The organism is Kineosphaera limosa NBRC 100340 (genome assembly GCF_000298215.1).
In the GTDB taxonomy this organism is placed as follows: domain Bacteria; phylum Actinomycetota; class Actinomycetes; order Actinomycetales; family Dermatophilaceae; genus Kineosphaera; species Kineosphaera limosa.
In genome coordinates this window covers 1-13,544 of record NZ_BAHD01000078.1, presented here as the reverse complement: position 1 = coordinate 13,544, position 13,544 = coordinate 1, and the positions used below count along the sequence as shown (strand labels likewise).

Sequence of the window (13,544 nt, the reverse complement as noted above, 5' to 3'; positions counted from 1 at the left end):
TCCAGGAGGACGCCATCATGGCCATTCGCACCCACCAGTCCATCTCCGGTTTCGTTGCCTCGGACCCGCAGCTCAGCTACACCGAGCGCGGTGACGCGCGCCTGTACATGAAGGTCGGGATAGAGCTCTACCGCAAGGAGCCCGACAACTCCTTCACGCAGTTGGAGACGACCTTCCACGACCTCATCGCGTATCGCGGCGCCGCCGAGCAGGGAGCTGCGCGGCTCGCCAAGGGCGACAACATCATCGCCGACGGACGGGTGCGCGACTACTCCTACGAGCGAGGCGGCCAGCGGTACGAGGGCGAGGAGTTCATCGCGACGCGCATCGGTCACGACCTGGCCCGAACCCGCTACCAGGTGGACCGAAGCGAACGCGCTTCCGGCCGCGATGCCACGGCCTTCGCCACCCCTCAGCAGGCTGCGCCGTCCACCGCGACCGCCATTGGAATGTGAGCGACGCCACCATGAGCGATCAGTTCTTCCAAGAGCACGGCGACGCGCCGCCCGAGGCAGGCCCGGCATCACCACGATTCGACGTACCTGAGCCGCCGCATCCAGTGAACTGGAACCTGCTGACCGCCAACGATCTCGAAGCCGAATTGCTTGAACTGAACCGATGGGTGGACTGGCTTCGCCACACCTACGGTCTTCCGGCCAGTGTCGTGCCGCCCTACTGGCATCGGCACCCCGAACTCCTCTGGGAGCTGTCGGCACTGCACCTGCACTGGCTGTGCGCGTACGACCCGGAGCAGAACGGCTCGGCACCGCTCGGCTGGCATCGCGACTTCGCCGATACCCGCGCTCGTCTCCGCGATTGGGTGGCGGCCTGCGGCACTCGGCTCGACCGGGACCGCCCGACTCGCCAGACGAGCTGGCCGGGGGAAGACCCTGCGCCGTCCATCGAGGACTCACCGATCACTGATCGCGACGAGGACTTCGTACGGTTCGTGATCGATACGGTGGCGGCACGGCAGGAGGCAGAGGATGCCTTCTTCGCAGGCGTCGATCTGGAGACCGGCGAGGTGTGAGGGTGGCGCGTCGCTATGAGCGGAAGACCGGGCAGCGCCAGCAGAGCGAGCGCGAGCTGACGGTCCGTGCCGAGTTCCATGAGCCGCCCGACCTGGACAAGCTCTGCGAGCTGCTGATCCGCCTCGGACTCCAGCAGTCAGGCTCGTGCCGCTCGGAAGCCGCGACGCGACCGAAGCGCCCTCGTGCCGGGGCGAGCGCGTCGTCGTAGAATGTAGGCATCCGTCGCGGATGGCGGATGTTGTGGTCCTAGCGCTTCGCCTCGGCGGGGCAAAGTAAACGTGGCCGACTTGGCCTAGTCCTACAGCCTTCGGGCTCTTCTCACGATCAACATCCGCTCACACAAGTCCGCGTCGACAAGACCAGTGACTGTGGAGAAGAGCCATGACGATCATCGACGCGAACCGCACCGCGATAGACAGCCTCGTAGCGCCAACCCCGTTCCCCGGATCGTTCGCCGTCTCGTACCTGCGGGTCTCCACGAAGGAGCAGGCGGAGAAGGGCGGTCAGGCCGAGGGCTTCTCGATCCCGGCGCAGCGCGAGGCCAACCAGCGCAAGGCCGACCAGCTCGGCGCAACGATCATCGAGGAGTTCGTCGACGCCGGCGAGTCCGCGCGCAAGGCCGACCGACCCGAGCTGATGCGCATGATCCAGTACGTCACGAAGCACAAGACGAACTACTGCATCGTCCACAAGGTCGACCGGCTCGCCCGCAACCGAGCCGACGACGTGACCATCCACCTCGCGCTCAAGGACGCCGGGGTCACACTGGTGTCGGCCACGGAGAACATCGACGAGACCCCATCGGGGATGCTGCTGCACGGCATCATGTCGTCGATTGCCGAGTTCTACTCCCGCAACCTCGCCACCGAGGTCGTCAAGGGCCTGTCACAGAAGGCCGCGCAGGGCGGCACCGTGACGAAGGCACCCATCGGCTACCGCAACGTCGGCGTACGCGACGAGTTCGGAAGGGAGATACGCACTGTCGAGATCGACGAGGAACGAGCCCCACTGATCCGGTGGGCGTTCCAGGTGTTCGCCTCCGGCGACTGGACGACAAGCCAACTCCACCAAGAGCTGGTGGCGCGCGGGCTGACCAGCGCCGCGACACCTCGACGGCCCTCCCGACCCATCGCGAAGTCGTCGGTGCATCGGATGCTGACGAACCCGTACTACAAGGGCAGCGTGCGCTACGAGGGCGTGACCTACGCGGGTGCGCACGAGGCCATCGTCCCGGGCGAGGTGTGGGACCAGGTGCAGACCGTGCTCGGCACACACCGATCCGCGGCGGACGCCACCCAGGTGCACGATCACTACCTGAAGGGCACCGTCTTCTGCGGGCAGTGCGGCGCGCGTCTGATCGTGTGCAACGCCAAGAGCAGCCAGGGCACGATCTACCCGTACTTCGTATGCGCCAGCCGCCATGGTGGCAGGGGCGACTGCACCCGGCAGGCGATGCTCATCGAGCAGGTCGAACGACTCGTCGAACGCTTCTACGCGCGGGTCCAGATCGACCCCGAAACGAAGCAGGCGCTCTCGGCCATGCTCCATGCCAGGTTCGACGAGATGATGTCCGAGGGAGCAGCGGAACTCGGCGGCCTCGCGAACCGTGGAACTCAGCTCGAAGGCGAGCAGCAGAAGCTGCTCCAGGCACACTACGCCGGCGCCATTCCACTCGACCTTCTCAAGCGGGAGCAGGACCGAATCACCGCGTCGCTGGAGACCATCGAGTACCGGATCAACGCGCACCACGGCCACTACGCCGACGCACGAGCGAACCTCAATGACTCGCTGACGTTACTGTCGAACGCCGCTGACATCTACGCCCGCGCCGACGACGCAAACCGTCGGCTCCTCAATCAGGCACTGTTCAAGGCGATCTACATCGACGAGGACAACGACGTGCGCGTCGGCTACCGGACCCCGTACGACGGGCTCAGCATCACGGACTTGCAGGCCGACGCCCTGAGCTGGGCCGCCCAAGCAAAGAAAGAGGGCCAGGTTGGAACCTCGACCAAGGGTGGCCCCTTGGTCGAAAGTTCAAACCTGACCCATCTGGGGTGAGTGACGGGACTTGAACCCGCGGCCACCTGGACCACAACCAGGTGCTCTACCAGCTGAGCTACACCCACCAAGTGCCGGATCGACGCGTGCTCCGATGCAGGATCGGGGCGGTCGCGAAGACCAGCGGCGACCATCGTACCTGGTTCGCGGGGGTCCTCACGACACGGCCGGTTCCGGCGTCCGTCAGGCCTCTGCCGGGACTCCGTGCCGGGAGGCGATCACGCGAGCGTGCGCGGTGTCCGGACCGGGTTGGGGCACGAACACGGCCTCCCGGTAGTAGCGCAGCTCAGCGATGCTGTCGCGGATGTCGCCGAGCGCCCGGTGCCCACCGTGCTTGGGCGGCGAGGCGAAGTACACCCGCGGGTACCAGCGCCGCGACAGCTCCTTGACGCTGGAGACGTCGACGTTGCGGTAGTGCAGGTAGCCCTCAAGCTCCGGCATGTCGCGGGCCAGGAACATTCGGTCCGTGCCGACGGTGTTGCCACCCAGCGGCGCCTTGCCCGCCTCCGGCACCCATTCGCGCACATACTCCAGCACCAACGCCTGGGCCTGCTCCATGCTCAAGCCCTGCTCGAGTTCGACCAGCAGGCCGGAGGTCGTGTGCATGCGGCGGACGAAATCGCCCATCTGCTCCAGCGCTCCAGCCGGCGGCTTGATGACGACGTCGACCCCGTCACCGAGCTGATTTAGTTCGAAGTCGGTGACCAGAGCGGCCACCTCGATGAGCGCATCGTGTTCCAGGGACAGCCCTGTCATCTCGCAGTCGATCCATACGATCCGATCGGTCAAGGCCCGCCCATTCGATGCACTCACCGGTCCACTCTACGTTGGCCGGGGATAATGGCCCGGGTGCGCGGCAAGACCACGCGCGCCGACAGCATCGAGGTGAGGGGGAGCATGCCCACGAGCGCACCGGCGGATCGGGTCTACGAGGCACGCCCCGTCAACATCACCTCGCGCCCGCTGCTGCGGCGCTTCCTCGTCGGCACCGCGATTCTCGTGCTGTTCACCATCGGCGCGCTGCTGCTGTCCGTGGCCATCGGATTGGAGGTCGGGGCACAGGCCGCGCTGCTCGGGCTGCTGTTCGCCGCGGTGCCGGTGGGCATCGTCGTGCCCGCCATCTTGTGGCTCGACCGCTTCGAGGCCGAACCGACCGGGTATCTGATCTTCACGTTCCTGTGGGGCGCGCTCATCGCCACCACGGTCGCGATCGTGCTCAACACGAGCTCGCTGATCATGTTGACCAATGTCGTCGGCGATGCCGAGTCGGTCGCCGCCGTCGTCGTGGCACCCGTGGTGGAGGAGACCCTCAAAGGCCTCGTCGTGTTGCTGGTCGTGTGGCGCCGCCGCCGCGAGTTCGACGGCGTCATCGACGGCATCGTCTACGCCGGTATCAGCGCCGCCGGCTTCGCCTTCGCCGAGAACATCCTCTACCTGGGGCGCGCCTACGTGGAGATGGGAGCCGAGGGCCTCGTCGGGCTGTTCGTCGTCCGCGGCCTCATCAGCCCGTTCGCCCACCCGCTGTTCACCATGTGGATCGGCGTCGGCATCGGGTACGCCGCCACCCGAGCCTCCGGCATCGGCCGCTGGCTGGCCCCGATCGGCGGCCTGCTGCTCGCCATCTTCCTGCACGGGCTGTGGAACCTGTCCGCGGTCGCCGGCATCGAGGGTTTCTGGAGCTCCTACCTGTTGCTGCAGGTGCCGATCTTCCTGGGCGCCATCGGGTTCGTGTTCTGGGAGCGGCGCCGCGAGGCCGTCCTTATCGAACGCACCCTGCGCATTTACGGGCGCTACGGCTGGCTCACCGCCCCCGAGGTGCGCATGCTCGCCTCGACCAGCGCCCGCAAGGACGCCCGCGTCTGGGCGCGTCGCGCCGGCGGTCGGCGGGCGCTGCAGGCGATGGTCGCCTTCCAGGACGAGGCCACCGACCTGGCGATGCTGCGGGTGCGGATGGCCCACGGCAGCGCCGGCGCCGACGCCCTCTACCAGGAGCGGATGCTGCTCGACTCGATGACGCGGGCCCGCGCGGCGCTGCCCTGATCCGGCGTGCGCCGGTCGAGGCCGTGGTCGGGCTTCAGGTCGGGCGTTTCAGGTCGGGTTTCAGGCCACGCGGCCGTACGTCGCCTTGGCCCAGATGCGCGCCACCTCGACGGACTTGCCGCTGCGCGGGGAATGCAGCATCCGGTTGTTGCCCATGTAGATGCCCACGTGGTGCGGGTTACGCCCGCCGAGGAACACGAGGTCGCCGACGCGCGGGGTGCTCACGGCCCGGACCGCGCGCTTCTGCTGGGCGGCGGTGCGGGGCAGGTTCTTGCCGGCCTTGCCGAAGGCGTAGCGCGTGAAGCCCGAGCAGTCGAAGCCCGCCGGGGTGGTGCCACCCCAGCGGTAGCGGGTGCCGAGTTGGGTGCGGCCGATGGCGATCGCCCGCTCCTGGTGGGAGATGTTCGGCAGGCGCATCCGCTGAGACAGCAGGTCGGCGTTGCGGGACTTCTGCCGCCAGTTCGCCGTCGGGGCCTGGGCGGCCATCCGGTTGGCGAGGTTGAACGCGGCGGTCCGCTGCAGGGACAGCGCCTGCGCCCGGGTCGGGGTGCTGGCGGCGACGCTCGAGGCGCGCAGGGTGGTGTTGTCGTTGGTTTTCGCGGCGGCGGTCTGGGCGGTTGCGGGCAGGAGGAGGGCAGCGGCGATCGCCGCGACGAGGTACTTGCGCATGAGGGAACTACCGGAAACCGCCTACGGAAGGAAACCTGTCGGGCTAGGGGATTCCGGTCCCCGGCGCAGCGCGCTTCGCCCCGAGCCGCGCCGTCGGTTCGACGTGCGGCGGAGTGTGGTGCTCCCGTTCTCGCCCTTGCCGTACCTTCCTTGGTCGGGCCCTTCAGGGGTGGGCCGCGCGTGCACTGTCAGGGGAACGACGCTGGCCTCCCAGGGGCGAGATTCGGCGAGGAGGCTGTGCGCCTGGCGGGCCGTAAGTCCCGCCAGGTCACAGTTCGGCAACGGCGAGCCCGCCCCGAACAACTCCGGGCGATATATCCGCTGAGGTGTGCGTCACGCCGTTGCTGCTGGCGATCGGCGATGAAGCTCGCCTCACCACGCCTGCGCGATGAGGCTGGCGAACAACTCCTGCTCGTCGACGTCGAGGCCCCGGGATCGGAACCAGGTGCACACGTTTCGGCAGTCGCGCAGCAGGAAGTCGGTGCCGGCTGGATTCCCGACGATGTCGACGGCCTGCGGCAGGTCGATGACGACGATGCGCTCGCCGTGCGCCAGCAGGTTGTAGGCCGACAGGTCGCCGTGTGCGAAACCCGCTCGAGCCAGGCCGCTCATCGCGGCGACGACCTGAGCGAAGTAGTGCTCGAGCAGATCCGGCTCCGGTCTGGTCTGCGCTAGCCGGGGGGCGGCCGTGCGGTCGTCGCCGACGAACTCCAAGAGGAGCTCCATGCCGTCGATCTGCACCGGGTACGGCACGGGAATCCCCTCGGACCAGAAGCGAGTCAGCATGTCCCACTCCGTCGCGGCCCAGGCTCCGGCGGCGACGGCGCGCCCGTAGGTGCTCTTGGCGTCGAGCGCGCGGGCGTCGCGAGATCGACGAGTGCCGCGACCCTCGGTGTAGGCGGCGCTGCGGTGAAAGGCGCGCTGCTGCGGACTCCGGTAGCGCTTCGCCGCCATCACGCACCCGCCCCGCGGGTCGTGGGGGTCGGCCCGTTCGAGCAGGAAGACGTCGGCCTCCTTGCCCGTCTTGAGGATGCCGAGTTCGGTGTCGATGGCGCCCTGACTGGTGACTACCCAGCCGGGCCGCGGCTGCGGGCCCCGTTGCAGCGGCTCGACGCTGGCCCACGTGGACCAGCGTTGGTCGGCGGCGAGGTCGCCGTAGGCCTGAAACTCGACGGTGACGCGCGGGTCGATCTGCGTGGAGTTGAGGTCAAGAGCGAAGGAATGACGATCGGTGTTCATATGCGGTGGTGCTCCAAAGGCGAGAGGGTCGGCGGGTCGAAGGCACGCCGCGGACAGTCGTCGACATGTCACAACTCCTCTCGTCAGGCACCGGTCGCAGCACCGGGCAGCACCGATTGTCCCGCGCACCAACTCAGCCGTCGACTGAATTTCCCGCCAGGCCGCAGCGGTCGGACCGCCAGCATGGGCACCTGCGCCGCCGGGCAGACTGGTGCTCCAACGGCGAGACGAAGGAGCGCATCGTGGGAGACCTTGCCGGGCAACTAGCTTCGGGGAAGCCGCTGACCTGGGTGTTTGCCGGCGACAGCATCACCCAAGGGGTGCACCACACCCACGGCAGCCGGTGTTGGGTCGAGCACGTCACCGAACGCGTCCGGTGGGAGCTGGGGCGGCCGCTCGACGTGTGCATCAACACCGGCGTCTCCGGCTGGACGGCCCAGGGCGTGCGGCCCCACTTCGATCACCTCATCGGGCGGTTCGCCCCCGATGTCGTCAGCGTCGCGCTCGGCATGAACGACTGCCTCGACGGGCCGCCCGGTCGGCCCCGCTTCGCCGACGCCCTCGGCGAGATCGCCCGCTCCGGCCTGGACCTGGGCGACGACGACCGGCCGGTGACCCTCGCCCTGCACACCCCCAACGCCATCGCCGGGGGAGCGTGGAACGATCCGGCCGAGGTGGCCGCCTACTCCGACATCGTGCGTGACCTTGCGGCGCAGACCGGCGCGATCCTCGTGGACCACCACCGCCACTGGCTGAACCACTTCGATGGCGCCGAGCCCTGGGAGTGGCTCGACGAACCCGTCCACCCCAACGCGGCCGGCCACCGCGCCATGGCCGACCTCACCCTCCGGACCCTCGGCCTGGGACTCTGAAGGCCCGACCGGCGAGGCGGCCGCCCGTTCGCCGTCGAACGCGCCCCCGGCAGGACTCGAACCTGCGACCTAGAGAGTAGAAGGCTCTTGGTCGGGTGGTGAGGCGGCGCCAATAGTGGTCTGACCTGCGTGAATCTCTCGCAAGACCTGACATTGCGGGTGGGCGAGCACCGCGATGGCCTTGTCGCCGAGCGCTTTCGGTTGGCAAGAAGCCGAGCCCAATGCTCCTGCATTCCCGTCATGCTGATGGCCTCATCGGCGAGTCGCACCGCGACGCCGCGGAGAGTCTCAGCGGTCGTGCCCTGGTTAGCCGGCTTGCTCTGGATGTCGGCCAGTTGTTGTCTGAGGAGCGAGCCCCTGTCACCGTGGGGAGTGCACACTAAGTCGGTGAGTTCGGACGCCGACAACCCGTTCATGACAGCAAAGAACTGGGCGAAGGAAGGCGAGCCGTTGGGTCTGTCCATCGCAGCCGCCGACGCCACCGCGGGCCTCTCCGTCATCGAAGCGGAGGCTCTCCACGATGCTCCGGACCTTCCCGCTGACGTCGCTATGGAGAGTCTCTCGCGCGGTCGTGCTGCAGCACTGGCCTACCTGCATGCGCACTCGCTGACCCTGTGCGGGGCGGCGAATCGCTTGGAGGTCGAGCCAGCCGAGCTGCGTGGCCAGATCACCCGAGGAGTCGTGGTGGCGTTCGATCTCGGTGATGGTCTCCGGATCCCGACGTGGCAGTTGTATGAAGATCAGTTGCTCCCGCATCTCGACGCCGTGCTCGCCCGACTGCGAGAGAGTATGTCTCCATTGGAGCTGGCTCGGCTCATGACAGTTCGGCGCGACAGCCTGGACGGCGAGACGATCCCGGCCTGGCTCGGCGCGGGTGGCGATGTAGCCCGTGTGCTCCGCATCGTCGAGGAAACCTGGAACAGATGAGGAAGAGGCACTCTCGGATCGCGCTGCGGGGCGCCGAGACCATTCTGCACTTGCGCGCGCGAGCCATTCGCGTCGCGGACGACTACACGAGGAGGTCTTTGACGCTCTCGTCCTACGTACGTTCGTTGCGCCGGTCGACCTCCGTCATCTCCGCGATGGCTCCATGCCGTCGACCTGCTCGACGAGGACGACCACATCGTCGTGCCTGTCGAACCGGACGAAGTTCCTACGGTGTCTCCGTGGTTAGGGGGTGTCACGCGCAGCCCATTGGCACACGTCATGGGCGCGCACGGTGGTGGTGCCCACTCACCTCCAAACGGTCTTTCGGTCACCTGACCAGCGCAAACATGAGCGCCCCCGGCAGGACTCGAACCTGCGACCTAGAGATTAGAAGGCTCTTGCTCTATCCAGCTGAGCTACGAGGGCGTGGCCCGCGGGCCTGGGCACGAGTGTAGGTGAGCCGCAGGAGGGTCCGGTGCGGCGCTACGGCGGTGGAGACCCGTCGCGGCAACGGCGACCGCGGGTTGTCGACAAGACGGCGACCGTGATGTTGGACGGTCGTTAGACTCTCGATCGGCGGTCCTGATCAGGGGAGATGCAGGAGCCGCCCAGATGCGTGTCGGTCAAGGCGCGGCCGAGCGCGGGGGAAGAGCAGATCGGGGGAGCGGTGCAGCACAGTGATGCACAGGTGACAGCGGCTTATCACGCGGCCGGACGAGGCGTGGCGGGAGTCTTGCGCGGCTGGACCGAGGGGTTCATCGAGCCGACAGTCGAGGCCGTTGGTCCGGCGTGGCCGACGGTCACCGAGTCCTCGCGTCCCTTCGTGGCCTACGCCGGCGTGTGGGCCACGGCCCGTCGCCATGGCGACTTGGCCGGCGAGCCGGGAGTCAGCGATCGACGACTCACCGAGGCGATGTGCGCCCATCCTGGCGACGCCACGATCGTCGGAGCCGCTCAGTTGGAGGTCGCGAGCGTGCTCCGCGCGGCGGGGGCGGCGGACGAGTGGGGCTGGTTGGCCGGCGTCGGCACCGCATGGCGAGCCGAACTCGAGCAGATGTGGCCGGTCGTGCAGCACGTCGCCGTGCTGCTCATCGCCGGTCGTTGCGTCAGCGCCGCCCGCGTGCGGCGCCTCACCGACGACCGACTCGTCGGCGGACTGGCGATCTGACTCAGGCTCAGGCAAGCGCCGCGTATCGCCCACAAGAGTGTGCTGTGCGTCGCGCGGCGCAGCGCAGCGCCGCGGCTGCCTCGGTCAGCGGGTCGGCAGCATCCCGGCGCGCAGCAGCATGAGCATCGCGTAGGGATCGCAGGTGCCCTGCTCGCGGTAGCGGGCGCGCTCGGCGAACAGCCAGGTTTGCGGGTCCACCTCGCGATCGGGGCGCCCGACGGGCTGTCCAGCCAGCTGCTCGGGGCCGGCGGTCTCGCCGGTGAACCGGCGGGCGACGGCTGATGCGGCGGCGGCCTGCCGCTGCACGGCCTGCACTACCGGCGCGGTGTCGTAGTCGATCGTTGCGGGTCCCGGCTGCGGGTGCGCCGACAGGCGCGGCAACTCCACCGCGAGCTGCGGGGCGCCGATCGTCTCGGCCGGTAGATCGATGACCGTGATGCTCATGATGCTCTCCTCCGTGAGCTGTGAAGCCGTCCTGGCTGTCCCTCCCTATCGGACGACCGACCCACAGGTGTGAGCGTGACGGCTCACCGATGTGCGTGGGGTGGGCCACATCCGCGCGCCCGCCACCGCCCGCGCCGGACTCGACCGCCGCCGATAGCCGCGCTGGCTACGGCGCGCTTGGTTGGCATCCGGCCCGGTCAGCGGGGACGATGGGCCGGTGACCGAGTCCAACGACGCGCAAGCCCTGTTGCGGGCCGTCGTCGGTCTGCGCGACTGTCTCGACGAGGCGACCTTTCCGCTCCCGGTGCCGGGAGCCGACCCGGCCCGCCGCGGCCGCGTCGAGCTGCTCAACCAACTCGACGACTACGTCATCCCGCGGCTGCGGGACCTCGACGCGCCGCTGTTGGCGGTCGTCGGTGGCTCCACCGGCGCCGGCAAGTCGACGCTGGTCAACTCGGTCGTCGGCGCCTCTGTCTCCCGAAGCGGAGTGCTGCGCCCCACGACCCGAGCGTGCGTGCTGGTGCACCACCCGGCCGACGCGCACTGGTTCAGCACGGCGCGCATCCTGCCCACCCTCAATCGGGTCACCGGCGCCGAAGGTGACGATCCGCGCTCGGTCCGGCTCGTGACCAGCGACGCCCTCCCCAGCGGCCTGGCACTGCTCGACGCCCCCGACATCGACTCCGTGGTCTCCGCCAACCGCGACCTGGCCCGCCAGCTGCTGTCGGCTGCCGACCTGTGGATCTTTGTCACCACAGCGGCTCGCTACGCCGACGCCGTGCCGTGGGATCTGTTGCGCCAGTCCGTCGAGCGCGGCACGTCGGTGGCGGTTGTTCTCGACCGGGTGCCCCCTGGCGCGGAGGATGAGATCGGCGAGCATCTGGCCGCCATGCTGGTCGCCGAGGGCCTGCGCCACGCACCGGTGTTCACGATCACCGAGTCCCAGCTGGGGCCCGACGGAATGCTGCCTGCCGCACAGGTCGCCCCGCTGCGCGATTGGCTGACCCGCCTGGGGGAGGACGCCCGCGCCCGCAGCCTCCTCGTGCGCCGCACCCTGGCCGGGGCGCTGGAATCCCTCGACGCCCGCGTCGCCGACCTCGCCGAGGCCAGCTTCGACCAGGTGCAGGCCACCGAGCAGCTCGGCGCCATCGTCACCAGCGCCTACGGCAACGCCCTCGACGAGGTCTCGACCGGCATGAGCGACGGCCGATTGCTGCGCGGCGAGGTGCTCGCCCGCTGGCAGGAGTTCGTCGGCACCGGGGAGTTTCTCAAGCAGGTGGAGGCCGGCTTCGGGCGGCTGCGCGACCGGGTCGTGGCCGCGGTGCGCGGTCAGCCGGCCCCGGCCGAGCAGCTCGGACAGGCCCTGCAGTCCGGCGTCGCCACACTGCTCGTGGCCCACGCCGAGGGCGCGGCGCTCGAGGTGGCGCGGCGCTGGCGCTCCGTACCGGGGGCCGAGCCGATCCTGGCCGGTGGCCAGGAGAGCGGTCGCGTGGCCACCGCTGGCGCAGGCAGTGAGGCGGGCGCGACGGCGCGTGTCGCGGGGACCCGCTCGGTGAGCGATCAACCGGCCGGGTCGACAGGCCCGCTGGGAATCCCGGGAGTCGGGGTCAGCTCACCGGATCTGGGGGAGCGCGCCGAACGGCTCGTGCGCGAATGGCAGGACGACATCCTGCAGCTCGTGCGCGCCGAGGGCAAGGACCGGCGGACGACGGCCCGGGTGCTCTCGATGGGCGTCAACGCCGTCGGGGTCGTGCTCATGCTCGTCGTCTTCAGCCACACCATGGGCACCCTCGGTGGAGCGGAGGTCGGTATCGCCGGCGGTTCGGCGGTGCTCGCCCAGCGGCTGCTCGAGGCGATCTTCGGCGACCAGGCGGTGCGCACCCTGGCCGCGAAAGCCCGCCGGCAACTGCTGGCCCGCACCGAGGAGCTCTACGCCCAGGAGGCCGACCGGTTGCGGGCCCTTATCGAGGCCGCCGGGGTCCGCGCCGGCCAGCCGCGTGAACTGACCGAGGCCGCTACGCAGTTGCGAGCGGGCCGATGAACCGCCCGCTGCGTGTGGGGCACCGCGCCGAGGCCGGTGACGTGCTGCGCGCCGCGGTCACCGAACTGACCGCGGCCATCGACGAGGGCGGCGACCACCTGCCCGACACCGAGGTCATCGCCGTCGAGAAGGTGCTCAAGCGAGCCGCCGAGCGGCTGTCGCTGTCGGGCCGGCACACGGTCGTGGCGCTCGCCGGCGCCACCGGCAGCGGCAAGTCCACGCTCTTCAATGCCCTCGTGGGTCAGGAGGTCGCCCGATCGGGCCACCTGCGACCGACGACGACCCGCCCCGCCGCCGCCCTGTGGGACGCCGAATGGGCCAGCGGCGCCGACGACCTGCTCGACTGGCTGCGGATCCGCGACCGCCACCATGTGGCGCTCGGCGGCGGCCCGGCCCTCGATGACCTGCTCGAGCGCGACCGGCCGGCCCCTGGCAGCACCGATGGGCTCGTGCTCGTCGACCTGCCCGACATCGACTCGACCCGGGTGACGCATCGCGCCGAGGCCGACCGCATCCTGTCGATGGCCGACGTCTTCGTCTGGGTCACCGACCCGCAGAAGTACGCGGACGCTCGCCTGCACGAGGACTACCTGCGGCGGGCCGTCCAGCACGCCGAGGTGACGATCGTGGTGCTCAACCAGATCGACCGGCTCACCCCTCTCCAAGCCCAGGAGTGCCTGGCCGACCTGCGTGGGCTGCTGCGGCTCGACGGGCTGGGCACGGTCGACGTGCTCGCCTGCTCCGCGACGACCGGAGCCGGTGTGGCCCAGTTGTTCGCCGCGCTGAGCCGAGCCGTCGCGGCGGCCGAGGCCACCCGGTTGCGGCTCCTGGGTGACGTGCGCGCCGGTGCCGCCCAGCTACGCAGCCACGTGGCCGACACCGAGGCGCAACTCGGCGACAAGGCCGACGCCACGATCATCGACGCTCTCGCCGACAGCGCCGGCGTCCCGGTCGTCCTTGCCTCGGTCGCCGCCGACCATCGCCGCCGCGCCGCGGGCGCCACCGGCTGGCCGTTCACCCGGTGGGCGCGGCGCTTGCGACCCGACCCGCTC

Annotated in this window: 14 protein-coding genes and 3 tRNA genes; 10 read left to right on the top strand and 7 right to left on the bottom strand. The window is 69.5% G+C overall.

All coding sequences use genetic code 11. The annotated features are described in order from the left end of the window. Window positions 1–17: 17 nt before the first annotated feature. The 4 genes from KILIM_RS18255 (at window position 18) to KILIM_RS22755 (ending at window position 3,092) form a co-directional block, all read left to right on the top strand. Window positions 18–455, top strand: a complete 438-nt coding sequence (locus tag KILIM_RS18255) for a single-stranded DNA-binding protein (protein ID WP_006594215.1) — start codon at window positions 18–20, stop codon at window positions 453–455. An 11-nt stretch (window positions 456–466) separates the two neighbouring features. Then, entirely contained in the window at window positions 467–1,030 is a 564-nt protein-coding gene (locus KILIM_RS18250; protein ID WP_218880158.1) for a DUF4913 domain-containing protein, read from the top strand. 2 nt (window positions 1,031–1,032) lie between these two features. Further along, a complete protein-coding gene (locus tag KILIM_RS18245; protein ID WP_218881135.1) occupies window positions 1,033–1,239 on the top strand; it encodes a hypothetical protein in 207 nt (68 codons plus the stop codon). A gap of 173 nt (window positions 1,240–1,412) precedes the next feature. Further along, window positions 1,413–3,092 (top strand): recombinase family protein, encoded by a 1,680-nt coding sequence (locus tag KILIM_RS22755; RefSeq protein ID WP_006594212.1) that lies wholly within the window; start codon window positions 1,413–1,415, stop codon window positions 3,090–3,092. On the opposite strand, the gene KILIM_RS18240 is transcribed toward KILIM_RS22755, so the two are convergent. Then, window positions 3,085–3,160 (bottom strand) — tRNA-His (locus KILIM_RS18240). The genes KILIM_RS22755 and KILIM_RS18240 overlap by 8 nt on opposite strands. Before the next feature lie 115 nt (window positions 3,161–3,275). Then, window positions 3,276–3,905, bottom strand: coding sequence for an oligoribonuclease (gene orn, locus KILIM_RS18235; protein WP_157551815.1), 630 nt, complete (start codon window positions 3,903–3,905; stop codon window positions 3,276–3,278). 84 nt (window positions 3,906–3,989) lie between these two features. On the opposite strand from orn, the gene KILIM_RS18230 reads away from it, so the two are divergent. Then, window positions 3,990–5,132: a PrsW family intramembrane metalloprotease gene (locus KILIM_RS18230; protein ID WP_246308502.1), complete on the top strand. Its 1,143-nt coding sequence runs from the start codon at window positions 3,990–3,992 to the stop codon at window positions 5,130–5,132. Window positions 5,133–5,192: 60 nt separating this feature from the next. Here the strand turns inward: KILIM_RS18230 and KILIM_RS18225 are convergent, their stop codons facing one another. Together KILIM_RS18225 and KILIM_RS18220 are read right to left on the bottom strand one after the other, a co-directional pair. Continuing rightward, the gene (locus tag KILIM_RS18225; RefSeq protein WP_006594209.1) at window positions 5,193–5,801 is read right to left on the bottom strand and encodes a C40 family peptidase; all 609 of its coding nucleotides are present in this window, start codon (window positions 5,799–5,801) and stop codon (window positions 5,193–5,195) included. Window positions 5,802–6,173: 372 nt separating this feature from the next. Continuing rightward, entirely contained in the window at window positions 6,174–7,040 is an 867-nt protein-coding gene (locus KILIM_RS18220) for a serine protein kinase RIO (RefSeq protein ID WP_006594208.1), read from the bottom strand. 242 nt (window positions 7,041–7,282) lie between these two features. Here KILIM_RS18220 and KILIM_RS18215 point away from each other — a divergent pair, with 242 nt between their 5' ends. Then, entirely contained in the window at window positions 7,283–7,912 is a 630-nt protein-coding gene (locus KILIM_RS18215; protein WP_006594207.1) for an SGNH/GDSL hydrolase family protein, read from the top strand. A gap of 44 nt (window positions 7,913–7,956) precedes the next feature. Here the strand turns inward: KILIM_RS18215 and KILIM_RS24170 are convergent. Then, window positions 7,957–8,039, bottom strand: a tRNA-Arg gene (locus KILIM_RS24170). A gap of 260 nt (window positions 8,040–8,299) precedes the next feature. On the opposite strand from KILIM_RS24170, the gene KILIM_RS18210 reads away from it, so the two are divergent. Then, window positions 8,300–8,839 (top strand): hypothetical protein, encoded by a 540-nt coding sequence (locus KILIM_RS18210; protein ID WP_006594205.1) that lies wholly within the window; start codon window positions 8,300–8,302, stop codon window positions 8,837–8,839. A 352-nt stretch (window positions 8,840–9,191) separates the two neighbouring features. On the opposite strand, the gene KILIM_RS18205 is transcribed toward KILIM_RS18210, so the two are convergent. Next, window positions 9,192–9,265: transfer RNA gene (locus tag KILIM_RS18205), tRNA-Arg, on the bottom strand. 295 nt (window positions 9,266–9,560) lie between these two features. On the opposite strand from KILIM_RS18205, the gene KILIM_RS18200 reads away from it, so the two are divergent. Next, complete coding sequence (locus KILIM_RS18200) at window positions 9,561–10,007, top strand: hypothetical protein (RefSeq protein ID WP_040563812.1); 447 nt, start codon at window positions 9,561–9,563, stop codon at window positions 10,005–10,007. A gap of 84 nt (window positions 10,008–10,091) precedes the next feature. Here the strand turns inward: KILIM_RS18200 and KILIM_RS18195 are convergent, their stop codons facing one another. After that, window positions 10,092–10,451 carry a hypothetical protein gene (locus KILIM_RS18195; protein ID WP_006594203.1) on the bottom strand — a complete coding sequence of 120 codons (360 nt, stop codon included), beginning with the start codon at window positions 10,449–10,451 and terminating at the stop codon, window positions 10,092–10,094. 217 nt (window positions 10,452–10,668) lie between these two features. On the opposite strand from KILIM_RS18195, the gene KILIM_RS24500 reads away from it, so the two are divergent. Beyond that, window positions 10,669–12,492 (top strand): dynamin family protein, encoded by a 1,824-nt coding sequence (locus tag KILIM_RS24500; RefSeq protein WP_006594202.1) that lies wholly within the window; start codon window positions 10,669–10,671, stop codon window positions 12,490–12,492. Continuing rightward, on the top strand, window positions 12,489–13,544 hold a 1,056-nt coding region (locus KILIM_RS18185; RefSeq protein ID WP_006594201.1), incomplete at its 3' end, for a GTPase. The genes KILIM_RS24500 and KILIM_RS18185, both read left to right, overlap by 4 nt.